Source organism: Paraburkholderia sp. WC7.3g (assembly GCF_050436345.1).
Taxonomy (GTDB): Bacteria; Pseudomonadota; Gammaproteobacteria; order Burkholderiales; family Burkholderiaceae; genus Paraburkholderia; species Paraburkholderia podalyriae.
In genome coordinates this window covers 3,128,030-3,151,463 of sequence record NZ_JBNDMA010000002.1, presented here as the reverse complement: position 1 = coordinate 3,151,463, position 23,434 = coordinate 3,128,030, and the positions used below count along the sequence as shown (strand labels likewise).

General features: G+C 63.9%; 19 protein-coding genes and 1 pseudogene. 12 read left to right on the top strand and 8 right to left on the bottom strand.

Going from position 1 to position 23,434, the window contains the following annotated elements:
- Positions 1-55 precede the first annotated feature (55 nt).
- The 4 genes from OKW43_RS25875 to OKW43_RS25860 form a co-directional block, all read right to left on the bottom strand.
- A complete protein-coding gene (locus OKW43_RS25875) occupies positions 56-601 on the bottom strand; it encodes a hypothetical protein (protein WP_187638847.1) in 546 nt (181 codons plus the stop codon).
- A 181-nt stretch (positions 602-782) separates the two neighbouring features.
- Positions 783-1,883 carry a PstS family phosphate ABC transporter substrate-binding protein gene (locus OKW43_RS25870; RefSeq protein ID WP_429450592.1) on the bottom strand — a complete coding sequence of 367 codons (1,101 nt, stop codon included), beginning with the start codon at positions 1,881-1,883 and terminating at the stop codon, positions 783-785.
- 198 nt (positions 1,884-2,081) lie between these two features.
- Positions 2,082-2,546 (bottom strand): hypothetical protein, encoded by a 465-nt coding sequence (locus tag OKW43_RS25865; RefSeq protein WP_429450590.1) that lies wholly within the window; start codon positions 2,544-2,546, stop codon positions 2,082-2,084.
- A gap of 97 nt (positions 2,547-2,643) precedes the next feature.
- Positions 2,644-3,840: a PstS family phosphate ABC transporter substrate-binding protein gene (locus OKW43_RS25860; RefSeq protein ID WP_429450588.1), complete on the bottom strand. Its 1,197-nt coding sequence runs from the start codon at positions 3,838-3,840 to the stop codon at positions 2,644-2,646.
- Positions 3,841-4,358: 518 nt separating this feature from the next.
- On the opposite strand from OKW43_RS25860, the gene OKW43_RS25855 reads away from it, so the two are divergent.
- The 5 genes from OKW43_RS25855 to OKW43_RS25835 all read left to right on the top strand — a co-directional run bounded on the left by OKW43_RS25855 (position 4,359) and on the right by OKW43_RS25835 (position 9,644).
- The gene (locus tag OKW43_RS25855) at positions 4,359-5,786 is read left to right on the top strand and encodes a substrate-binding domain-containing protein (protein ID WP_429450586.1); all 1,428 of its coding nucleotides are present in this window, start codon (positions 4,359-4,361) and stop codon (positions 5,784-5,786) included.
- Between the two features lie 206 nt (positions 5,787-5,992).
- The gene (locus tag OKW43_RS25850; RefSeq protein ID WP_187638843.1) at positions 5,993-7,000 is read left to right on the top strand and encodes an ABC transporter substrate-binding protein; all 1,008 of its coding nucleotides are present in this window, start codon (positions 5,993-5,995) and stop codon (positions 6,998-7,000) included.
- A gap of 77 nt (positions 7,001-7,077) precedes the next feature.
- The gene (locus tag OKW43_RS25845) at positions 7,078-7,899 is read left to right on the top strand and encodes an ABC transporter ATP-binding protein (protein ID WP_376776502.1); all 822 of its coding nucleotides are present in this window, start codon (positions 7,078-7,080) and stop codon (positions 7,897-7,899) included.
- Between the two features lie 27 nt (positions 7,900-7,926).
- Positions 7,927-8,796 (top strand): ABC transporter permease, encoded by an 870-nt coding sequence (locus tag OKW43_RS25840; protein WP_187638842.1) that lies wholly within the window; start codon positions 7,927-7,929, stop codon positions 8,794-8,796.
- On the top strand, positions 8,760-9,644 hold the full coding sequence (locus OKW43_RS25835; RefSeq protein ID WP_429450583.1) for a hypothetical protein: 885 nt from the start codon (positions 8,760-8,762) through the stop codon (positions 9,642-9,644). Before OKW43_RS25840 ends, OKW43_RS25835 begins: the two co-directional genes overlap by 37 nt.
- An 18-nt stretch (positions 9,645-9,662) precedes the next feature.
- Here OKW43_RS25835 and OKW43_RS25830 read toward each other — a convergent pair whose 3' ends face one another.
- Positions 9,663-10,862: an ATP-binding protein gene (locus OKW43_RS25830; RefSeq protein WP_429450581.1), complete on the bottom strand. Its 1,200-nt coding sequence runs from the start codon at positions 10,860-10,862 to the stop codon at positions 9,663-9,665.
- Positions 10,863-11,077: 215 nt separating this feature from the next.
- On the bottom strand, positions 11,078-11,743 hold the full coding sequence (locus OKW43_RS25825) for a response regulator transcription factor (protein ID WP_116120106.1): 666 nt from the start codon (positions 11,741-11,743) through the stop codon (positions 11,078-11,080).
- A gap of 273 nt (positions 11,744-12,016) precedes the next feature.
- On the opposite strand from OKW43_RS25825, the gene OKW43_RS25820 reads away from it, so the two are divergent.
- The 4 genes from OKW43_RS25820 (at position 12,017) to OKW43_RS25805 (ending at position 18,977) form a co-directional block, all read left to right on the top strand.
- Positions 12,017-14,077 carry a PepSY domain-containing protein gene (locus OKW43_RS25820; protein WP_187638839.1) on the top strand — a complete coding sequence of 687 codons (2,061 nt, stop codon included), beginning with the start codon at positions 12,017-12,019 and terminating at the stop codon, positions 14,075-14,077.
- A 100-nt stretch (positions 14,078-14,177) separates the two neighbouring features.
- The gene (locus OKW43_RS25815; protein ID WP_429450578.1) at positions 14,178-17,084 is read left to right on the top strand and encodes a TonB-dependent siderophore receptor; all 2,907 of its coding nucleotides are present in this window, start codon (positions 14,178-14,180) and stop codon (positions 17,082-17,084) included.
- 44 nt (positions 17,085-17,128) lie between these two features.
- Positions 17,129-17,923 carry a hypothetical protein gene (locus OKW43_RS25810; protein WP_187638838.1) on the top strand — a complete coding sequence of 265 codons (795 nt, stop codon included), beginning with the start codon at positions 17,129-17,131 and terminating at the stop codon, positions 17,921-17,923.
- Between the two features lie 25 nt (positions 17,924-17,948).
- Positions 17,949-18,977, top strand: coding sequence for an ABC transporter substrate-binding protein (locus OKW43_RS25805; RefSeq protein WP_429450576.1), 1,029 nt, complete (start codon positions 17,949-17,951; stop codon positions 18,975-18,977).
- 11 nt (positions 18,978-18,988) lie between these two features.
- Here OKW43_RS25805 and OKW43_RS25800 read toward each other — a convergent pair whose 3' ends face one another.
- The gene (locus tag OKW43_RS25800) at positions 18,989-19,870 is read right to left on the bottom strand and encodes an ATP-binding protein (protein WP_429450574.1); all 882 of its coding nucleotides are present in this window, start codon (positions 19,868-19,870) and stop codon (positions 18,989-18,991) included.
- A 265-nt stretch (positions 19,871-20,135) separates the two neighbouring features.
- On the opposite strand from OKW43_RS25800, the gene OKW43_RS25795 reads away from it, so the two are divergent.
- The 3 genes and pseudogenes from OKW43_RS25795 (at position 20,136) to OKW43_RS25785 (ending at position 22,167) form a co-directional block, all read left to right on the top strand.
- Positions 20,136-20,408, top strand: a complete 273-nt coding sequence (locus OKW43_RS25795) for a hypothetical protein (RefSeq protein ID WP_187638836.1) — start codon at positions 20,136-20,138, stop codon at positions 20,406-20,408.
- Positions 20,409-20,648: 240 nt separating this feature from the next.
- Positions 20,649-21,906: pseudogene (gene pyk, locus OKW43_RS25790) on the top strand (pyruvate kinase); the annotation flags it as partial.
- A gap of 57 nt (positions 21,907-21,963) precedes the next feature.
- A complete protein-coding gene (locus OKW43_RS25785; protein WP_187638835.1) occupies positions 21,964-22,167 on the top strand; it encodes a DUF4148 domain-containing protein in 204 nt (67 codons plus the stop codon).
- An 80-nt stretch (positions 22,168-22,247) separates the two neighbouring features.
- On the opposite strand, the gene OKW43_RS25780 is transcribed toward OKW43_RS25785, so the two are convergent.
- Positions 22,248-23,393, bottom strand: a complete 1,146-nt coding sequence (locus OKW43_RS25780) for a porin (RefSeq protein WP_429450571.1) — start codon at positions 23,391-23,393, stop codon at positions 22,248-22,250.
- Between the last annotated feature and the right edge of the window lie 41 nt (positions 23,394-23,434).

Genomic DNA, 23,434 nt, shown 5'->3' with positions numbered 1-23,434 from the left:
TCCCCGGCGCGCCGGGGACGAGGCATTGCAAGCGCACGGCGGGCCGTGCGCGCGGCTACTTCGCGGGCTCGAACAACGCGGCGTAGCTCGGGATCTGCTTCTGCAGCGCGTCACGCAGGCCCGTCGATGCGAGGAAGAAGGCGGTCTCGCCCTTTGCATTGGCGCCGTCGTTCTTGTACGCGAGCACGATCTCGCCGACGTTCTGGCCGCTCGCGTCGCGCAGCGGCAGCATCATCACGAACTTCTTGACCGTGTCATTGGGACGATGCCAGCGCGGGTCGACGATCGTGATGCCCTTTTTCGAGATGTCGATGTCGTCCGGATCGTCGGCATTGCCGATGCGCTCGAGGTAGGAACCGGCGAACATCGTGTAGGCATCCTGCATACCCGGAGGAACGCCGTGCAAAGTCACGCTGAGTAACTCGGGATGCTGTTGCATGATTTGCTCGGACAGTTTCTGAGCAACGATCTTCGCGCTCGGCGGCGTCCAGTTCCTGGCGTGCGGTTCGGGCGCGGCGACGGCGGTGTCAACCGCATACAGCGCGGAAGCCGACAGGAGGCCGAGCGTCGCGGCGAGCAGGGTCTTGGTCAGGATCTTCATGTCTCTCCTCTCTTTGCCCGATGGGCGTTATGGAAGCAGGTGCGAGTCGAGTGTAGGCTCGCCACCTTGAACGAGCGTTAACGCGATCTGAACGCAAATTCAGCCTGAAATGGGGAGGTCGTCGCAACGACCGTTGCCGTCACGGTGACTGGCGCCGGTTGCGCGTTCGCGCGTCGCATGGTCACTCCGCCTGATCGAGCTTCGCCAGCTCTTCCTTGACGACGGCCGGTGTCAACGGGATATAGACGCCTTCTCTCGCGACCACGTCCTGTCCCTCGCGGCTCAACACCAGTTTCAGGAATTCCTTGATCTTCGGCTGCAGCGGCTCGCCGGGCTTCTTGTTGACGAAGATGTACACATAGCGCGAGAGCGGATACTTGTGCGTGTACACGTTCTGCAGTGTCGGCGCGAGGAACGGTCCGCCTTCGCTGGCTGCTAGCGGCACGACCTTCACGTTCGGCGTGACGTTGGCCAGCAGTGCGTACGTGAGCCCGCCCGGGTGCGTCGCCATGTCCTCGGCGGCCACCGTGAACGCATGCGTGAAGCCCTTGCCCTTGACGAACTGGATGTTTTCCTTGTATTCGCCGCCTTCCAGCACGTTCAGCTTCAGGAAGTATTCGATGCCGTTGACCGGCTTCAGGCCGTAGAGGTGAATCGGCCGGTCGGCCCATTCGCCGCCGAGCCCCACGTCGCCCCACGTGGTGATCTCGGCGTGGCCGCGATTGCGGGTCTTCGAATAGATCGCGTCGAGCTGGGCCAGCGTCAATCCCTTGATCGGATTGTCCTTGTCGACCAGCACGACCGACGTCGCCGTCTTGCCGAGCGACCCGACACTGCCTGTCGCGACGCGAATGGCGAGCGGCTTATAGCCGAACTTGTCGACGAAGGCTTGCTCCTCGGCCGGCAGCAATTCGCGCCCGACCGGCGCCAGGTCCGCCGTGCCGTTGGTCAGCGCCGGGCCGCCGGCACCGGACGCCTTGGCTTCCATGGTGACGCTCAGGCGCGGATAGGCCTTGCGATACATCTTGATCCACCCCAGCGTGATTTCATCCATTACGTCAGCGCCGACGAGACGCAGGTCTTCCTCCGGCACGGACTGGACTTCGCCCGGTTGCCAGATCGGTATCGACGGGTCGACCTTGAGGTGATGCTCGACGGCCGCGTACTTCAGGGCGAATGCCGGCGGCGACGTCAGCGCGCCCAGCGCCGCGATGCCGATCACTGCCGCGGCCGATGCCGCCGCAGACCTGCGCAACCCGCCAACCCTCTGCGTCTGTTTCATGTGCGTCTCCTGATTGAAGATGTACTCGTGGGTTCGCCCTCGGCGGGACGATTCGTTGTGTGCTGCGTATCGGGGTGGGTCGGCCCGGCCGACGCGCGTCGTGCATCGGCGATGCTTTCGCCTTGCCACGATGGTGGGCCATGAAGCTGAACCCGACCTGAAGGTATCCTTAATAGATTTTCAGACAGACGACGCCAGTCAGTGCGTGGGTTGAAACAGCGCCGCGAGCGATGGCGTGCTTCCGGCCAGCTCGTCGCGCACCTGCTCGGCCCGGCGCACGATCGTGTTGCGATCGACGCCCGGCGCGTAGCGGAATGTCGAGCCGATAACGCCGATCGTCTTGCCGTTGGCGTCGCGCATCGGCAGCTCGACCGACAGATCGCCGGTTTTCGTCACCTCGACGCGGGGCTGGCCGCTGTCGAGCACGGCCAGGTCGTCGGCATCGGCGGACTTGCCGATACGGCCGATGTTCGACGCGATGATGACGTTGTCGCTTCCCGTCGGCGGGGTGACGTGCAGCGCGAGGATCGTCAGCTCGGGATGCGCGGCCAGCGTGGTATCGACGAGTTGCTGCGCGTAGGGCGCTGCGGTCGTGGCGGCGTATGCAGACACGGCCGAGGCGAGCAAAAGCGCCGCCGTGGCGGCGCGGATGGGTCGGTGCATGTGGACACTCCTGGAATCGGCGCCGCCCGGCGGGAATGCGCGGGACCGGCACGCGCATTCCCGCCGGGTAGGCGAGGGGGAGACGAGCGGCGCGCGGTCAGTTGGCGAGCATCGCGCGCGAGCTATCCGCTTGCTGCGCGCGCAGCGGCACGTACATCGCATGATCGATCACGGCTTGCTGGCCCTGCTTGCTCAGCACGTAGCGGAGGAACTCGGCGATGGCCGGATCGAGCGGCTTGCCGGGCGCCTTGTTGGTGTTGAAATAGATCAGCCGGCTCAGCGGATAGGTCGCCAGCGCGACGTTCTCGTACGTCGGCGCGACGTACGAACCGTTGTCCGATGCGGCAAGCGGCAGCATCTTCACGGGCGCGTCGATATAGGCGATGCCCGAGAATCCGATGCCGTAGCGATCGTCGGCCACGTCTTTCGCGAGCGGGAACACGAGCTTGTCGTAATGGATGTCGTCGCGCCACTCGCCGCGTTGACCGTTGGCGCTCAGCACGCGTTGCCGGATGAACTCCTCGAACCCGTTCCACGGCTTGATCGCGTAGACGTGCACCGGCTTGTCCGCCCATTCCCCGGTGAGACCGAGGTCGCCCCAGGTCTTGATCGGCTTGCCGCCGCGCAGGTGCGTGCGCGAGTAGAGCGCGTCGATCTGGTCGTAGCTGAGCTTTTCCAGCGGGTTGTCCTTGTTGACGAAGAAGCCGATCGCGTCCAGGAAGCCGAAATGCCGGTACGAGCCCCCGGAAATCGGTACGCTGAGCGGGCCGTAGCCGAACTTCGCCTTGAAGTCGGTGACGTCGTCCGGCTTGAGCTCGCGCGAGACGAACACGAAGTCGAGCTTCTCCTCGACCAGCTCCTTCGCGCCGAGGCTGCCCGCGTACGGTGGGGAAATGCGGATGTCGACGTTCGGGTAATACTGCCTGAAGCCTTCGATCCAGCGGTTGACGAGCGACGGCAGCACGTCGGAAGCCGCGCCCCTGAACGTGCCGGCGAGCTTGAGGTCGGTGCGGGGCTGGTAGTCGGGCAGGGCCGAGTCGAGGCGCGGCTGCAGGATTTCCGGCTCGGCCAGCGCGCGTCCGACCTTCATCCCATCATCGGCTTGTTCCTTGGTTTGCGGCGCCACCGTCTTGAGCGCGGGCACAACCCACTCGACCATCGGCGTGGATGGGGTGTCGGCGCCCGCGGCGCCCACCGCCCAGATCGACGCCGCGGCAGTGGCAATGATCAGGCGAGCCGAACGGCGGCGCGGCATGCGCCGGTTTGTCCCGCAACGGGGTTGGTTTCGATTCACGAGATGTCTCCTCCTTCGTGCAAAGCGTGCGTGATTCCACTGCCGCTCCATTTTGAGGCAGGCGGCGCGAAAGTTGAAACGCGGTGATCGCGCCGGCCTGCGCGAGATGCAGCGAACGGCGCAGCGCCCATGCCATGCGTCCAACGATAGTGTCGCCGGATGAACGCAATCTGAAGACATCCTGAAAATCCGTTCATGGAACGCCTTGCCGAGCATGAACGAATTTTCAGCATCGATTCAGGTTGGCTTCAGCGTGCCACCGTACCGTCGGGGCAGCTTCTCCGGGCGCGATGGCGGGGCGGCGTTCCTGACCGGAAGCCGGGCCGCTGCGCGCCATTCTCCACATCCGGCAGGAGACCCCCGTGCCTGTTTTCGATTCTCCATTGCGGCGCGCATCGTCATCGATGCCGCTCCTGTCATGCTCGTCCCGGCCATTGCGCTCGCAGGATGCATGCGCGCCCGCGGCGCGCCCTCGTCGTACCGGAGCCGGCCTCCTGCTTGCGGCCTGTCTGGCACTCATGCCGCCGTGCATTGCGCAGGCGGCCGATACCGTTGCAGGCTTGCCGGCCTATCGATCGCTCCCGAACCTGAGCGGAACGCTCAGCAGCGTCGGGGACGACGCGATGGGGCCGCTGCTCGACGCGTGGCTGGCCGCCTTCGAGCGACGCCAGCCGGGGATCCATCGCGGGCCGCATTGGCGGCACGCCGGCAGTGCGACCGCATTCGGCGCGCTGATGTTCGGCGACGCCGATATCGCACCGCTCGCGCGCGAGCCGTTGCCGACGGAGCTGCAACCGTACGCGCACCAGTTCGCGGGCGACATGATGAAGTCGCCGCTGTTCGTTCGCGTCGCGAGCCTCGACGGGCAGGCGGCCTATCTCGCCGTGAACCGGCGTCCCGGCGCGCCGCTGCCGCCCAAGGTCAAGGCGTTCGTGGCGTTTGCGCTGAGCGACGAGGGTCAGGCGATCGTCGCAGCGCAGAAACGCTTTGCGCCGCTCACCGCCGCGCAGGCCGCGCGTGAACGCGCGAAGCTCGACGGCTTCCTGCCGCCGCTTGACGCGCACCTGGCCGTCTATCGTCCTGTGGCCGGCCTGCACGGCGCGATCGACAGCGTCGGCAGCGACGGGATGAAGTCGCTGATGGACACATGGATCGACGGCTTCACGCGCGTACAGCCCGCCGTACGCAAGGGCAATCGATGGGAACACCTTGGGACGTTGAACGGGTTTCACGCGCTGCTCGCGGGCGACACCGGAATGGCACCGATGGGCCGCGAACTCTGGTCGGACGAGCGGGCTGTCTATGCGCAAATCCGTCACGCGGCACCACTCGAAATTCGGGTCGCGCGCGGCGGCTTCGACACGCCGCAGCGGACCACGGCCCAGGCGATCTTCGTGCATCGGGACAATCCGCTCAACGGCATCACGCTGGCGCAACTGGCGTCGATCCTGCGGCAGAACCCGGGTATCACGCGGTGGGGCCAGCTTGGTCTGACCGGCGAGTGGGCCGATCGTCCGATCACGATCTACATCCCGCAGCACGTCGCGCCGAACGCGATGTCGATGCAGGTCATGGTGCTGGCGGGCGGAGCGTGGAACAGCGCCGTCCACGAGGGATCGATCGACGACACTGCGCGCGCGATCGCTGGGAATCCGGGCGCGATCGGCTTTGGCGGACTCGAGGAAGGCGGCCCCGGACTCAGGACGCTGACGGTGGCGCGCCGGGACGGCGAGCCGTTCTATGCGCTCGATGCCGAGAATGCGGCGAGCGGCAAGTATCCACTCACACGCTACATGTACATCCGCCTGAACCGTCCGCTGACGCCGCCGGTGAATGCGTTCCTGCGCTACATCCTGAGCCGCGACGGCCAGGAACCGGTGCGCTATTCGGCGTACTTCCCGCTGAACGCGGCGGAGGCGCGCGAAGAGCTGGCGAAGCTCAGGTAGGCGCCGCGCGGATCGGTCACGGCGCGCGTCGCGTGCGGCGCCGGCGGTCCCTGAATGGAGATTCATTTTCCGTTCAGCCTGATTTTAAGGTTGCCCCGTATAACTGAAGCCGTTCCGTGAGCCCATCTGTCCCGATCCGGGACACGGCGCGAACGCCACATGGATGGCGGTACGCCATACCTATCGAAACCGGAGGAGCACATCCCATGAAACACACTGTCCTGCGCATCGCCGCTGGCGCGCTGATGCTCGGCACCCTGGTTCCGGCCGCGCATGCTGCCGAGAAACTCACCCTGATGGTCGGCGGCATGGAAAAGCAGATCTATCTGCCGGCCAAGCTCGCCGAGCGGCTCGGCTATTTCAAGGAGCAGGGCCTCGACGTCGAACTCATCAACGAGGCAGCGGGCGTCGATGCCGAGAACGAACTGGTCGCCGGCACAGTGCAGGGCGTCGTCGGCTTCTACGACCACACGATCGACCTGCAGTCGAAAGGCAAGTACATCGAGTCCGTCGTACAGTTCAGCCACACGCCTGGCGAAGTCGAATTGATCTCGTCGAAGCTCGCCGGCAAGGTAAAGTCGCCCGCCGACTTCCGCGGCTTGACGCTTGGCGTGACCGGGCTTGGCTCGTCGACCAACTTCCTAACCCAATACCTCGGCGTGTCGCACGGCGTGAAGACGTCGGAGATGACGGCGCTGCCCGTTGGCGCGGGCAACACGTTCATCGCCGCGATCAAGCAGGGCAAGATCGACGGCGGCATGACCACCGAACCGACGGTCTCGCGCCTCGTCAACACCGGTGACGCACAGGTCCTGGTCGATCTGCGCTCGCCCGAGAGCACGCAAAAGTGGCTCGGCGGCCTGTACCCGGCGGCCAGTCTGTACATGCAGAACGACTGGGTACAGTCGCACAAGGCGACGGTGCAGAAACTCGCGAACGCGTTCGTCAAGACGCTGCGCTACATCAATACGCACAGCGCGGAGGAGATTACCGCCCAGATGCCCGCCGACTACTACGCTGGGGACCGCGCGTCATACATGAAGGCGCTGGCCAACGGCAAGGTGTCGTTCATCGCCGACGGCCGCATGCCGGAATCGGGGCCGCCCACCGTGCTCAAGGTGCTCGGGTCGTTTGATAGAGCTGTGATGGGGCACAAGATCGACCTGTCGAAGACCTTCACCACCGAGTTCGTCAACGCCGCGCAGGTCAAGTAGCCGCGCCCGCGTGACGGCCCGGCAGCGAGCCGTCGCGGGCGTTTCGTCGAATCCAGTCTCCTAAAGGTGGCAATCCAATGACAGCCTCCCAGGCAACCATGCCGTATCCCGCCGCTGCGTCGAACGACGTTCCTGCGATTGAACTCGATCGTGTCAGCCGCCGCTTCGTCAGCCCGGAGGGTAAAGCGATCATGGCGCTGCAGAACTTCAGCATGTGCGTTGCGAAGGGCGAGTTCTGCGCCGTCGTCGGCCCGACCGGCTGCGGCAAGTCCACTACGCTCAGTCTGATCACTGGCCTTGCCGCGCCGAGCGCCGGCGCGGTCAGGATCTGGGGCAAGCCGATCACCGGCATCGATCCTCGCATCGGCTTCGTGTTCCAGTCCGACGCGGTGTTCCCATGGAAGAGCGTGCTCGATAACATCGCGGCCGGTCCGCTGTACCGCGGGGAGAACAAGGGGCAGGCCTACGAGCGCGCGATGGAATGGATTCGCCGCGTCGGTCTGGTTCGTTTCGAACGCCACTATCCGCACCAGCTCTCCGGCGGCATGCGCAAGCGCGTGGCGCTGGCTCAGACTTTCATCAACGAACCTGAGATTCTGCTGATGGACGAGCCGTTCTCGGCGCTCGACGTCCAGACACGCATGCTGATGCAGGACGAGTTGCTGCATCTGTGGAGCGTGAATGGCGCATCGGTGGTGTTCGTCACGCACGACATCGAGGAGGCCATCGCGCTCGCGGACAAGGTATTCGTGCTGACGTCCGGACCGGCGACCGTCAAGACGTCGTACGAAATCGACCTGCCGCGCCCGCGTGATGTCGCGGAAGCGCGCTATTCCCCCCGCTTTATCGAACTGTCGCGGCAGATCTGGAACGATCTTCGCGACGAGGTCCACATCTGAGCGCCTGGCGGCGCGCTAAGGAAAAACATGAATACCCCGATGGCAGGAGCCGTATCGAACGAGATCGAGTTGCGGAAGGTGGAAGTCCGCGCCCAGGCAAGCATACGTCGGCGCCAGACGCTGGTGTATGTGCTGCGGCTCGCGGTGCTGGTCGTCACGCTGGGCGGATGGGAACTCGCCGGGCGGGTGGGCTGGATCGATCCTTTCTTCTTCTCGACGCCTTCCCTGATCGCCGTGCAGATCTGGCAGTGGCTCACCGAGGGAACCTCGCAAGGCCCGCTCTGGGTGCAAGTGCTGGTGACGCTGGAGGAAACCGGGCTCGGCTTCCTGATCGGCAGCGTGGCAGGCGTGTTCGCCGGGATCGCGCTGGGCCGCAACAAGTTGCTAGCGGACGTCTTCAGCATCTACATCAAGGTCGCGAACTCGATTCCGCGCGTGGTGCTCGGCTCGGTGTTCATCATCGCGCTGGGGCTCGGCATGGCGTCCAAAGTCGCGCTGGCCTTCGTCATGGTGTTCTTTGTGGTGTTCTCGAACGCATTCCAGGGCGTGCGCGAAGCGGACCGGAATCTCATCGCCAATGCCCATATCCTCGGGGCGACAAAGCAGCAGGTGACCTACACGGTCGTCCTGCCAGCCGCGATGAGCTGGATTCTCGCGAGCCTGCACGTGAGCTTCGGCTTCGCGCTGGTGGGTGCCGTGGTCGGTGAATTTCTCGGCTCGAAGCAAGGGATCGGGCTGCTGATCTCGACCGCGCAGGGCGCGTTCAACGCGGCCGGCGTGTTCGCCGCGATGATCGTGCTCGCCGTCGTCGCGCTGGGTGCGGAGTTCGTGCTCACGCGGCTCGAGAACAAGCTCCTGAAATGGCGCCCGCCGCAGTTCTCCGACGCGGGCCACTGATCCCCGCGCGCCGCGCCGGCCACCCTTCGATCAAGAGAACCGGCCTCATGTCGTCCACCTGTCATCCGGAGTCGGCCGCGTACCGCGCCCCGTATCATGCGCGATTCGTCAAGGCGGCGCTCGCCTTCGGCGCATGCCTGGTTTGCCATGGCGCGCTTGCCGGCCCGCCGTTCGTGACCGACGATCCGGAACCCGTCGAACGGGGGCATTTCGAAATCGATGCCGCCGCGTCGGGCACCGTGCGCGCCGGCAGTCACAGCGGCACGCTGCCGGGCCTCGAGATCAACTACGGATTGGTGGAGAACCTGCAGATCAACGCGACGGTCGGCATGGCGTTCATGCACGAAACCGGAGATCGCACCCATTACGGATTCGGTGATACCGAACTGGGCGCGAAGTACCGCTTCATCACCGAGGACGAGGCGGGCTGGCGTCCGCAGGTCGCGTTCGCGCCCCGCGTCACACTGCCGTCCGGCAACGACCACCTGGGCCTCGGCGACGGCCACGCGCACGTGCTGCTACCGCTGTGGATGCAGAAGACGATCGGTAACTGGACGACGTTCGGCGGTGGTGGATACGTCGTCAACCGCCATGCGGGACGGAAGGGTTACTGGACCGGCGGTTGGGCCGTCCTGCGCAAGTTCGGCGAACGACTTCAGCTTGGCGGCGAGGTCTTCTACACCGGGGCGGCGGCCAAGGACGATCCGTCCGCGATTGGCTTCAACCTCGGCGGCACCTACGGGCTGACGGAGCACGACCGCATCCTGGTCTCCGTCGGGCGCGGCCTCGCTCACGTGAGCGACACTAATCGCTTCTCCTATTACGTCGGTTATCAGTTCGACCTGTGACGCGCGCCCGCTGTATGCTCAGGCGGCGTCGGTGGAATGGAGCGGCGCTTTGAAGGGGGTATTGCCGGCGGTGTCGGACGGCGTGACGGCGGGAATCTCGAAGACCATCGACAACCCGCGGCCGTCCGGCCCGGCCTCCGCGAAGATGTGGCCGCCGTGCAGCTCGACGATACTGCGGCAGATGGCGAGGCCCAGGCCGCTGCCCTTGTCTTCGCCGCCCGGACGATGGATGCGCACGAAGCGTTCGAAGATGCGCTCGCGCTGTTCGGCGGCTACACCGGGACCCTCATCCTCCACGCGGACCTGCCAGCATTGGTTCACCAGCGTGGAACGCAAGGTGACGCGGCTTCCCGGAGACGAGGCCGCCAGTGCGTTGCTGAGCAGGTTCAGGAGCACCTGGCGGATCCATTTCGACTCGATTGCGGCCTGTCCGCTGCCGTGATGGGTCAGGAAGAAGCGCTGCTGGCGGTGTTCGGCGAGTACGTGGGCGTCCTGCGCGAAGTTCTGCAGGAACGGTTCCGGGTCCTGCGGCCTCAGATCGAGCGAAATCGCGCGTGCATCGGCGCGCGACAGGAACAGCAAGTCCTCGATGATGCGGTTGAGGTGCGCGAGTTCCTTGATCTGAATTTGCACCGCCTGTTCCTGCGCTGGCGTCAACTGACCGTCGACGACCAGTTTCTCGGCTTGCAGGCGCACGAGCGTCAGGGGCGTCTTGAGTTCGTGGGAGGCCTCAGCTGTAAACCGCCGGATCTGGTCGAACGACGCTTCGAGACGGTCGAACATCTGGTTGAGCAGGCGCGCCAGGTCCGAAATCTCGTCGCGCGCGCCTGACAACGGAATGCGCTCGCTCAGATTGTCCGAGCGGATGTGGTCGGCCGTGTCCTGGATCAGCCGCAGGGGCCGCAGCGCCATTCGGCTGAAGCCGTAGCCGATCACGCTGCTGATCGCGATCATGACGATCAGCAATCCGTAGAAAGCATGTTCATAGGCGGTCATTACCACGCGTACGTGTTCTTTCGTCGTTGCCACCACGACCGTGTACGGTCCGAGCGCGAACTTGCCCGCGCGCAGTTCACCCAGTCCTTCAACATTCGCATTGAACGCCTGATGACGAGGCGACGGAGCGATATCGCGACCGTGAAGGCCCGGGGAGCGAAACACCACCGTCCCAGCCGTCCCGTAAATCTCGGTGAAGAACAGTTCGAGCTTGTCGGACATCATCGCCTGAACACGCTTGCGCAACTCCGCCTCCGACAGCTTCGTACCGAGCGCGGTCTGGCTGGCGCGAATCTGTTCGAACTCAGATTGGTTGAGCAGATCCAGCGCGTGGATCGCGTGATGTTCGATGAAGTATCGTCCGGCAAGAAACAGCGACGCGAACGTGACAGTCGAAGCGAGTACGTAGCAGATGGCGAGCCGCGCGCCGATGGATTTCATAGCAGCTGGTAACCGACGCCGCGCACCGTCTTGAACAGCGGCTTGCCGAGCGGCGCCTCGAACTTGCCGCGCAGCCGGCTCATGTAAACGTCGAGCAGGTTGGTGTCGACGTCGTAATGGGATTCCCAGATCTTCTCCGCTATCAGCGTCCGGGTCAGGATGCGGCCGGGATTCTGCAGGAAGACCTCCAGTAACGCGAACTCGCGGCTGGTGAGATCGATCGGCTTGCCGTTCAGATGGACGGTGTGGCTCAGCAGGTCAAGCTTGATGCCCTCATGCTGAAGCACGGTTTCCTTGACGGACGATTGGCGGCGAAGCAGCGAGCGCATGCGCGCGAGCAGTTCTTCCAGGCTGAACGGCTTAGGCAGGTAGTCATCGGCGCCGACATCGAGGCCCTTGACGCGATCCTCGACGGCGTCGCGCGCGCTGAGGATCAACACCGGCTCATTGAATCCGGCCGCGCGCCATTCGCGAAGCAGCTCCAGGCCATCACCGTCGGGCAAGCCGAGATCGAGCACGATGACGTCATAGCTCGACTCGCATAGCGCTTCGCGCGCCTCGGCGCAACTTTCAACCCACGTCACCGTATACGCGCGTTCGCTTAGCGCCTGCTTGAGGTACAGGCCGAGCTTGCGCTGGTCTTCGAGGATAAGGATCTTCATGATAAAAGCGCGAACGCGAGGGAATTTCAGGCTAGCGCAAGCGGATGTCCGTGACAAGCGAAGCATGGCCCAGCGGGGGTTTTCCCGATTTTTCTGAACGCAGATTCAGGAAGCGTTCGCGTCTGTTTCGGGTTGGAAGCGCGCATGTGGGTCGTGGGGCGATAAGTCACGCGCAATGAGTTGGGACTTACCCCGACTTTGCGCTGAATTCAGACTTCATTCAGGTTCGCCGACAAAGATGATGGACATCAACAGTCGTCGCCTAGGCAACCCATGAAACCCGCATTCCGTCCGCTCGTCTTGCAGATCCATCGCTGGTGCGGCCTGACCGTCGGGGTCGTGATTCTCCTGATGGCGATCACGGGTGCATCCATCGCATTCCGGCCCAGCCTCGAGCCGGTGCTGAATCGCGATCTGCTGACGGTGCCGACCTGCGCGGCGCGCGTACCGCTTGACACATTGACCGCGAATGCGGCCGCATCCCGGCCGTCGGCGACGCTCGACTACATTCGGCTGGTCGCCGGCAAGCACCATGCGCCGCGCATGCCGTCCGCGATGGTGCGCTTCACCGATCAGGTGTTCGTCTACCTCAATCCTTGCACTGGAGACGTGTTGGGCGAACGCTCGCGCTACGGTGGCCTGCTCGGCACGCTCGAGCAGATTCATCAGTTCCGCTTCATGAAGCACGGCAACGTGATTACCGGCACGAGCGCGCTCCTGTTCGGCATGCTGATGATCGGTGGCGGCATCGCGCTCTGGTGGCCACGCTCACGTCACGGCTGGCGAGTCGCGTTCACGACCGGAACCGGCGCGCGAGGACAGGCATTCACGTATCGGCTGCATCGGACGATCGGTCTCTATGCCAGCGCGATCCTGCTGCTGACGGTGCTGACCGGGCTGCCGTGGGCGTTCGACTGGTACGCGCACGGCATCTATGCGATCACCGGTTCACCGCAGCCCGCCAGTCCGCCGAAATCGGCCGTGCCCGCGAACGGCGCAAGGCGGCAAACGCTCGAAAGCTCCTGGCGCACCGCACAGGCACTGTCGCCCGGCCCGCAGGATGCGCTGCTGCACATCCCCGAGAAATCGCGTGACCCGGTAGAGATGTACCTGATCGATCGCGCGGCGCCGCATCCGAATGCACGCACGATGTTGTTCATCGACGCATACACGGGCAAGGTGCTGCGGTTCGTTCCGTATTCGCGGAGCAGCGTCGGGCACAAGCTGTATTTCTGGGCGTTGTCGTGGCACACCGGCGCGATTGGCGGTGTATTCGGGCAACTGTTGCTGCTGTTCGGCGCGCTGTGCGTTCCGGTACTCGCTTACACCGGCGTCCGGAACGTCCTGCGGCGCACGTGGCGTCCGGTGGCGAGCGACGCACGCCTGACCGTGCGCGTCGCGAAGAAAACGGTCGAGGCCGACGGTGTGTGCGCGTTCGAATTGACGGATCCGGCGGGACGCAAACTGCCGCGGTTCGCGGCCGGCGCGCATATCGACGTGCATCTTGGCGACGGTCTCGTGCGCCAGTACTCGCTGTGCGGCGATCCGCGCGAGCGGCGGCGCTACCTGATCGCCGTGCTGCGCGTTGCGGCTTCGCGCGGCGGATCGGCGGCCATGCACGAGCGGGTTCACGAAGGCGATCTGCTCGACATTGGTGTGCCGGTCAATCACTTCGCGCTGGACGAGACCGCGCCGCGTTCGCTGCTGCTTGCGGGAGGGATCGGCATCACGCCGATCCTCGGCATGGCGGAACGGCTCGCGCGGCGCCACGCCGATTTCGAGCTGCACTATTGCGCACGCTCGCAGTCGCGCGCGGCGTTCGTGCAGCGGCTCGTGCGGGCGCCGTTCGCCGGCCGGGCCAGGTTCCACTTCAGCGACGAACACGCGGAGCAACGCTTCGACATCGAGCGCGTGCTCGACAGTCAGTCGCCTCGCACGCATCTGTACATATGCGGACCCGCGGGGTTCATCGATGCGGTGCTGTGCGCCGCACGGAATCGCGGCTGGCCCGAGCCGCAGCTGCACTGCGAGCGCTTCGCGTCGATTGCGCAGAAGCCCACGGCGACGCATGCGTTCGACGTGCAGCTCGTCAGCACGGGCAAGGTGTACCGGATTCCCGAGCACAAGTCCGTTGTCGCGTCGCTGGCCGAACACGGCGTCAGGATCCCGACGTCGTGCGAGCAGGGTGTCTGCGGCACCTGCATCACGCGGGTGATCGTCGGCGAAGTCGACCATCTCGACTGCGTGCTGACCGCCGTGCAACGGGAGCGGCACGGACATTTCACACCCTGCTGTTCGCGCGCGAAAGGGGATCTGCTGGTGCTGGACATCTGAGCGGCGGGGCAAACGCGGGCATCGTGCCATCGGGCGCGATGCCCGCCGCGGCCGGACCGGATCGAAGACCAATAATCCAATCAAGCTGGAGGAGACCGTGGTGATTGGAAGAACGATGGTGGCAATGGCCGTCATGGCGTTGTTTTCGCCGGCGCTCTACGCGCAGGCCGACGGCGGCACGCGCGAGAATGCACTCGCGCCGCGGCCCGGACATGCGACGCTCTATGCGCAGCAGCTGGTGGACCGCACGGTCGCGCTGCACCCGGAGCTCGTCGAGCTGGATCTTCATATGCGCCCCCCCGGAGGAGCGGAAAGCGTCATCGTCGCAGCCAAGTCCGCGAACCGGATCGGCAGAAAGTCGGACCCCGACGATCTCGACGTGGTCAAGACCGGTACGCCGTTCGTGGAAGTGAACAAGCGAGCCGACCAGAACGTCGAGGTGCATCTGCCGCTGCTCGACGTCACGCGCAAAGTGATCGGCGCAGTCGAAGTGACGTTCCCGTATCCGACCGGGTCGGGGCTCGACAAGGAGGCGTTGATCCGGGCGGGCGCACTCATCCGCGACGAGCTGAGCCGGCAGATCCGCTACGGGAACGAACTCTTCGATCCGGTGCTCCCGAGCACGGGCATTCCGGACAATCCCTACGCGCAGACGCTCGTCGACGAGCTGATCCGCAAGCGCCGCGACGTGATGGTGCTCGCGATGCACGTGGCGCGCCCGGGCGGGGGCGGCGACTATCCGATCATCGCGTCGAACATCGGGCGCATCGGCAAGCCTGCCGATGCGGACGACCGGCGTGTCATCGAGACCGGCAAGCCGCATGTCGAGGTCGGCCGCGAAGGAGATCGCCTCGAAGTGGAGCTGCCCCTGCAGGACGCCGGCGGCGCTACGATCGGCGCGCTCGGCGTGGTGATGCCGTACCGCGTCGGCGACGACCAGGAGGTGCTCGTGAAGAAGGCCGAGAAGATCCGGGATGAATTGCGAGGGCGGATCCGCGATGCCGCGGCGTTGTACGAACCGAGGCAGCTCGTGCCGGCGACGTCGGTGATTGCGGCGCGACTCGACGCGGAGGCGCTCGGCAACAAGCAATCGCTGCCGATGACCAAGGAGGTGATGGGCGCCGGCGCGCTGCAGACGGCGACGGAAGGCGTGACCGACGCGGTCAAGAACCAGGCCGGCGTCGCGCCGACCAACTCGTCGGGCAGCCCTGCCGACGCGGCCAGCATTCGCGGCATCAAGGTCAACCTGTTCGCGAACTACCGGCTCAATGGCGGCCTGCCGACCGCGAACGTGATGTCGGTGCCGGCGGAGGACAAGCAGCGCGTGGAGACGCTGAAGGGCGCGAACGCGCTGATGTTCGGCGTTGCAAGCCCCGCGGGCATCCTCAACATGGTGACGAAGCGCGCGCCGATGGACAACGACGTCGCCTCGGTGGCGCTGCTCGGCAACTCGTTCGGGCAGTTCGGCGTCGCGGCCGACGTTAGCCATCGATTCGGCAGCGAAAAGCAGTTCGGCCTCCGCGTGAACGCATCCGATACGCACCTCGAAAATGGTGTGCACGGTGCGAATGGGCGCGGCTGGTTCGGCAGCGTTGGCGCCGACTGGCAGGTCACCAACCGCCTGCATTTCCAGTTCGATGTCGAGATCTATCGGAAGGACGTCGTCGAGCAGGGCAGCATCAGCCTGCCGACTGCGGTCAACGGACACATCACGTTGCCGCGCGTGCCCGATCCGAGGAATCTGCTGTCGGGCCCGTGGGCGGTTTTCTCCGCGAAGACGACGAACGTCCAGGGGCGGGTCGACTACGACATTGCGCCCGGCTGGAAGGCGCTCGTCGAAATCGGTCAGTCGGATTCGGATCGCTCGCGCTCGACGACCCGGATCGGCGGATACAACGTGTTCACCGGGGCAGGCGGCATCCCGACCGTCAGTGAGGTGACGCAGCTCTATTTCAACAAGTACAAGCGGGCAGAACTGCTCGGTCAATTCGCCACGGGTCCGCTCTCGCACGACATCACGTTCGGCGTGTCGCGCAGCGAGCGCATCGCCGAGACACCCAGACAAAACACGATCGTGTTGCCGGTGCGGGTCAACATCTTCGATCCCATCCCGTTGCCCACTCCGGTGCCGACCCATCCCGACACGTCGCTGCCAAAGCAGGTCAACGCGGATACCGGCCTCTATACCTACGACATGATCGGCGTCGGGTCGAAGTGGAAGTTGCTGCTCGGCTTCCGCGAGAGCCGGTCGTCGTCGAACGACGGCGTGGTGTCGTCAGCGACCTGGGTCGGGTCTCCGGCATTCGGGATTCTCTACGACCTGCTGCCGACCACCACGCTGTTCGCCAGCTACATGAAAGGCATCGAGGATGGCGGCGTCGCCCCCGCAAACGCGAAGAACGCCTACCAGGTCCTTGCGCCCGCGGTGTCGACGCAGTACGAGTTCGGCGTGCGCGATCACTACTTCAGGTGGTTGCAGTTCAGTGCGTCCGTGTTCGACATCACGCGCGCGAACGCGGTGACCAATCCGGCTACGCAGATTTTCGCCAACGACGGCACGATCGAATACCGGGGCGCGGAAGCCGTGCTCACGCAGGACATCTCGCGCCAGTGGTCGCTGTCCGAAGCCGTCCAGTACCTGCACGCAGTCCAGAAGCCGGAATTCGACATGACGATCAAGGGCCGTACGCCGGAGAATACGCCGAAGTGGATCGGCAACATCGCACTGACGCACCGTCCGCTCTGGCTCCCCGGCCTGTCGCTCACGGTGCGTGCATCGTTCATCACGAAGCGCCCGGTGAACCCGCAGAACCAGGGCTACATCCCCGGTTACACCATCTACTCGCTCGGCGCCAGCTACGCGACCCGGATCGCCGGCAAGCACGTCGACATCAGGGTGGCCGTCGACAACCTGTTCAACAAGCGTTATTGGAACTCGGTGCAGACCGGCACGCTTGGCACAGGAATGGACCGCAGCGTGCGGATGGTGGCCAAGATCGATTTCTGAAAAAACGTAGAGCCCTTTCCATGCCCAACCTTCATCGAATCATCATGAATCTTCTCTCCATTCGGGCCATTGGCCGCATCTTCGCCATCGCGGTCGTACTGGCGGGCATGCTGCCCCCCAGCCCGGCGCGGGCGACAGAGCCGTCGGATAACGACGCGCTGTCGCTGATCATCACCTACCAGACCGCGCCCGCGAACCGGCCCGCGTTGCGCCACGAGCTGGCGCAGTCGACCGCGCGCGAGCTCGCGCGCTGGAAGCACGACGGGCGAATCAGGCAATACAGCCTGCTGTTCAATCGCTATGCCGATTCGGACAACTGGGACGCGATGGCCTTGCTGACGTTCGCGACGCCCGACGACCTGTACCGCTGGCGTACGCTCGAGCAGGCGCAGCCCGCGGCGCTGTCCGCGAAGGCGCTCGCGGTGACGACTTCAATCCATACGACGCCGGTTGATACCAAACGTGCGGAGGCGCTCGACGCGAAGGCGGCGAATCCGGTCTACGTGGTCATCCCGTACAAGACACTGGTCTCAGCCGGCGACTACGAGAAGTACGCGGACGCCTATGTGATTCCGCAATTCAAGGGATGGATGGACGAGGGCGTGCTGTCGAGCTATTCGCTTTATACGAGCCAGTTTCCGGCCGGCCGCCAGTGGACCGCGATGGTACTCCTGCAGTACAAGGACGAGGCGGCCCTCAGCGCGCGCGAGGCGGTGGTGGACAAAGTCCGCCAGCGCCTGACGCACAACCCTGAATGGAAAGCGATCAGCGACAGCAAGAAGAACGTGCGCACCGAAGAACAGGTGGTGATCGCCGATCCCATCGCCGTAAGTCAATGAGCTGTCTGCTCGCAAGGAAGATCCGATGAAAAAAATCGCACTTACCCTCGTTGCCGCTTGCCTGGTCGGCGGGCAGGTCATCGCCGCCGAACCGGCCACGCCCGCTGCCGATGCGGCGCCGCAACGCATCGTCCTGCTCGTCGACGAGATCAAGGCCATCCGCAATTTCCCTGTGGTGCTGGCGGAGCGTCTCGGCTATCTGAACGACGGCAAGATGGCCGTGACTATCATGAACATCCGCGACGACGTGTCGACGGCCGACATGCTGAATGACGGACGGGTCGACGCGGTGGTCGCCTACTACCATCACAACGTGGTTAACCAGGCGCACGGCATCGATACGCAGGCCGTTGTCACGCTCGGCGTGACGCCGGGCGCGAAGGTGCTCGTCGCGAACCAGGCAAGGGAGAAATACCAGAGCGCGACTGACCTCAAGGGCGCGCGTTTCATTGCGGGCGGCGCCGGGTCGTCGAAGAGCACGGTCGCGAACGCGCTCGTGCTGGCGGGCGGTCACGGCATCGGCGATTACACGCGGCTCGGAACCGACGGCAAGGAGAAGAATGTCGACGCGCTGCGTGACGGAAGCGCTGATTTCGTCGTAGCGCCGACGCCCGACGGGGATCTCTATGAGTCGAAAGGCGTGGCCACGGTGTTCGCGGACCTGACGTCGGTCGACGGCACGCGCCGGAGTCTGGGCACGCTGTTTCCGTCGAGCACGGTCTACATGTCGGGCGCACGCGTTCGGGCGCATCCGGAGATTGCGCGGCACCTGGCCGGCGCGTTCGTGCGCACGCTGCAGTACATCAATTCCCATTCCCCCGAGCAGATCCTGGCTGTCATTCCGCCGGAGATCAGCGGCAAGGACCGCGTGGCTTATCTGAAGGTGTTGAAGGAGGAGATCCCGATGTTCGCGAACGACGGACGCATGCCGGACGATGGCGCGACGAAGGAGTGGCAGGTGCTCGCCGCGGCGAATCCGGCTTACGGGTCGGTGAAGGTCGATCGGACCTACACCAATGCGTTCGTCGACGAAGCGCTGCGTACGCTGCACTGAGCAGAAGCGTTTTATTCGCGCGGGGGCGGCCGGCGTGCGGCTGCGTTCCGTCCGCGCGGCGCATACAGCGCGATGCTGCAGCCGGTCGCGACGTCGTTCAAGCGTAGCGCCATCCCGTGCATCGTCGCGACGGCGGCGGCGAGGCTGAGCCCAAGGCCGCTGCCGGCTGTATGCCTGCTCGTCTCCGTGCGATAGAACCGCCGCAGCACCGCCTGCCGCTCCTCGGGCGGGAGCCAGGGGCCGTCGTCGGCGATCGTGATGCCGATGCCCGTCGCGTCGCGAAACGGCTGGATCGATAGATGGACGCCTTCCGGCGCGAACTTGATCGCATTGTCGATGAGATTGGCCAGCGCTTCGAACAGGAGGTCACGGTCTCCATGCAGTTCGAGCGGACCGTCCGGCGCCCGGTGGTAGTCGAGCGTGACGCGCTTGTCTTCGGCGGTGGGTTCGTAGTATTCGACGACGTCGTTGGTGACCGTGGCGAGATCCACGAGGGCGAAACTCTGCTGACGCGCGTGGGACTCGATCCCGGAAATGCGCAGCAGCGCATTGAATGTGTGCAGGAGGCTGCCCGTCTCGACGATCGTGTCGTCGATGGCCGCAGGATAGTCCGCCTCGGTCCGTGCGCGCCTCTGGGCTCGTTCGAGCCCCGCGAGCAGGCGAGTGAGCGGCGTGCGCAAGTCGTGCGCGATCGCGTCGCATACGCCCTTGACCTCGTGCATCAGCCGCTCGATCTCGTCGAGCATGCCGTTGACGACGCGCACGAGCCTTCCGACGTCGTCGTGTTGCGTATGCACCGGCAGGCGCCGGCTCAGGTTGCCGGACACGATCTCCTCGATCGAGTGCGTGACCGGAATTGAATGCGGGCACTGGCGTCTCGCCGCAAAAAGCAATGCGATGCGCGGCGGTCTCGCGAGCGCCTGGAACGGGTCGCTCGGTTAGGTTGGAGGCACAGTACGGCTGCGCATTAAAGGCAACCCTAAGAATTCCTTAAATTTTTTAATGCAGATTTCAGATTGTGTTTATCCGGCGTCGCTATTGTTGGATCGTGGTCAGCAGTTCGGATCTTTGCCGTGCAAGCGCTCCCGCACCATCAGGAGCGTTCGCTGCCACCGGGTCAAGGCACGGTATATCCATTGCAGCCGAAGGAGAGCAGTCATGCGCGCCGCCGATAACTCCCTGCACTCGCTGGTCGACAAGTGGCTTGGCCTGGGACTGGCGAACCCCGTCCGCGTCATGCGCTTCGGGCACACGCCGGCGAACCGGCGGCGCTATGCACTGGTGCAGACGCGGCGCCCGACCGGCATGCTGTCGATGTTTTTCTTCCGCAATGACAATGGTGGGTGGTGCGTATTCCCGCCCACCGAAGCGAGTCCCGCGATGCGCTTCGCCGCGCTGTGCATGCCGCAGAGCTGCGATTGCAATGGATGATGGCGAGTCTCACTGCAACGGCTGATCTGCGAAAAGTGTGCCGATCCAGGTGAGGATCGCAGTGACTGCGAGTCACGCCGGAACGACGCTAGTTCATGATTTGCGCCGCCGGTCTCACAATCGAGCTATACGGTGCTTCGGTTAACAAACCCGGCATGTCATTCGATGAGAGCTGTAGAGCGAGAGCCTGTGCCAACGCAAACCATGGCGATCTCGGCGCCCGCCCCGCGAGCCGCCAGGAGAAACCTCGAAAAGGAATCCGGTCGGCCGGTCGGCGTCCTCCTGGATTTGCAGGGACCGAAGCTTCGGCTTGGAACATTTCAGGCCGGAGCGGTCGAGCTTTAGGTCGGCCAAAAGTTTCGGCTCGACCTGGATCCGACACCGGGCGATAGCGAACGCGCGCCTTTGCAGCACCCTGAAATTTTTGCCGCAATCGAAGCAGGCTCTGAGTTGTTGCTCGATGACGGCAAGGTGAAGCTGCGTGTAGAAGCGAAAGGTAGTGACTTCGCCGAAACCTCCGTCATCGTCGCAGGTCGGATCTCGGACAGGAAGGGGGTCAATGTTCCAGGCGCGATGCTGCCTATATCGCCGCAAGGATCGTGAGGACCTTTCTTTCGGGCTCGAGAACGGGGTCGACCGGGTTGCACTCTCATTCGTGCAGCGCCCGGAAGACATTGACGAAGCCCGTGCCATCATCGGCGATCGGGCGTGGATCATGGCGAAGCTTGAGAAGCCGCTTGCGATTGACCATCTCGACGAAATCATTGAGCGTTGCGATGGGATTATGGTGGCACGGGGAGACCTTGGGGTCGAATTGCCTGCGGAACAGATCCCCGAATTGCAGCGGCGAATCGTCCGGAGCTGTCGGGAAGCCGGAAAGCCCGTCATCGTCGCAACGCAGATGCTCGAATCGATGACAAATTCGCCGGTTCCAACGCGAGCGGAAACCTCCGACGTGGCGGGCGCTATTTACATAGGCGCGGACGCTGTCATGCTTTCTGCAGAATCGGCTAGTGGAAGATTTCCGTTGGACGCGGTGTCTGTCATGAATCGGATCATTGAACGGGTCGAACGCGATCCCGAGTATCGAACCGGAATCGATGCGTCACATACCAAGGCGCAGTCAACAACGGCAGACGCAATTTGTTGCGCCTTACGGCAAGTCGTTCGGATAATCGCGCCCGCGGTTACCGTGACGTACACATCGTCGGGATTCACGAGCCTTCGCGCGGCTAGAGAGCGGGTATCCACAGCGATTATAGCGATGACACCTTCGGTGTTGATCGCTCGCAGACTCGCCCTTGTTTGGGGTGTCCACGCGTTGCCGTTTAGAAACGCACACGACGTCGGCGAGATGATCGAACTCGCTTGCGAAGCGGCAGCGAGCGAAGGCTTTGCGCGTCAAGGTGATTCGGTGGTGATTGCAGCGGGATTGCCATTTGGGGAATCAGGGACGACCAATCTCCTGCAAATTGCTAAGCTCGATGCAATGGCGTGAGCGTTAAGTTGGGTAATGGGTCTATTTTAGTAGCGCACGCTTAAAAGTAATCCGGGAATGACGCGCGCCGAAGTACACCAGCAACTGGTGCAGGCACAGGCCGATGGGCTCTTGCCGGTACCGGAGAACAACTATCCGCCGCCAGCCACAAGACTTGGCCGCAACAAGGAGCTTCATGCAATCGAGTACCAGAACGACCCGTTTAGCGCGACTGCGTTCGCCTCTGCGAGCCCGACGGATTGGGGCGTCACGTCTGACTGATGCAAAGGGAAGACGAACGCGTGCCCACGTATGGACTCTCGATGCGTGGGCGTGGGATGGCGCGATGAAGCGCGAACCGGTTAGAACTGGTGGCGAATGGCTACGCGCGTGATGACCTGATTTGCTGTCGTCGAAGGCGAATCTGCACCCGTGATAAACGCCGTGTTGAGCGGCGCCGCGGACGCACTGCCGCCCGTCAGGTGCTGATACATACCCTGCACGTACACGTCAGTACGCGGCGACAGGTTGTAGTCCGCCATCAGTCCAACCTGATGCCACGTCGGCTTCGAATCGCCGGCGGCGCTATTGAAGTGACCGAACGTGTAGTTATACATCGCTCCGACGAACGCATTCTTCAGGAACTGATACTTCGCGTTCAATTCAAAGTTGTCGAACTTCAGGCTGCTTGCCGTATTCGCGAAGTTGCCGACATAGACGGAGCCCGTCGCGTTATTAAGCGCCGTGTGGCTATATACGAAGCCGAGTATTGCAGAGCCGATCGTGTAGTTAATGCCGGCGCCCCACACCTGTTGGCGACTCGCGAAAAAATTCGTGTCATCGGCTGCAAGCGACCCACCGGAGTTTCCGCCCGGGTTGTTGATCTGCATGTACGCCGCTGCGACTGAAACGTTGGCAGCGACGAATTGTGCGCCGAGGCTATACGACCGGTTGTCAGCAAAGCCACCCGCCTGATTGCTAAAACCGTACAGACCGCCAAAAGAAAAGCCGCCGTAGGCGTTACTGGTGTACTTCACGCTGTTGTTCAGTCGGAACGAATTGTCTGTGTTGTCGTTGTCGTACGGATGCGACAACAGATAGCCACCCCAATTGCCGTTCGCCGTAAGCGGGGCGAGATAGTCGACGACTGAATCATACTGACGGCCCATTGTCAGGGTCCCGAGCTTCGTGTTGCTCAAACCGATGTACGCCTGCCGGCCGAACATGCGCGAACTCTGTCCAAGTGCGCCGGAGTTGACGTCGAAGCCATTTTCCAGCTGAAAGAGGGCCTTCGTGCCACCGCCCAGATCTTCGCTGCCTTTCACGCCCCATCGGCTGCCTTGTGCAAAGCCGCTTTCCATCTGCACAGCCGAACCTTGCTTAGTATTGTTCGTATAGTTCAGACCTTCGTCGATCAGGCCATACAGCGTGATGCTGCTTTGCGCCAGCGCGGCCATCGGGACGATCGTGCAACCGATCGCTGCGCCCGTAATGAGGAGTCGCTTCATGAGTGTAGATTCCTAAGGTTTGCTTGAGTACCTCGCCATGA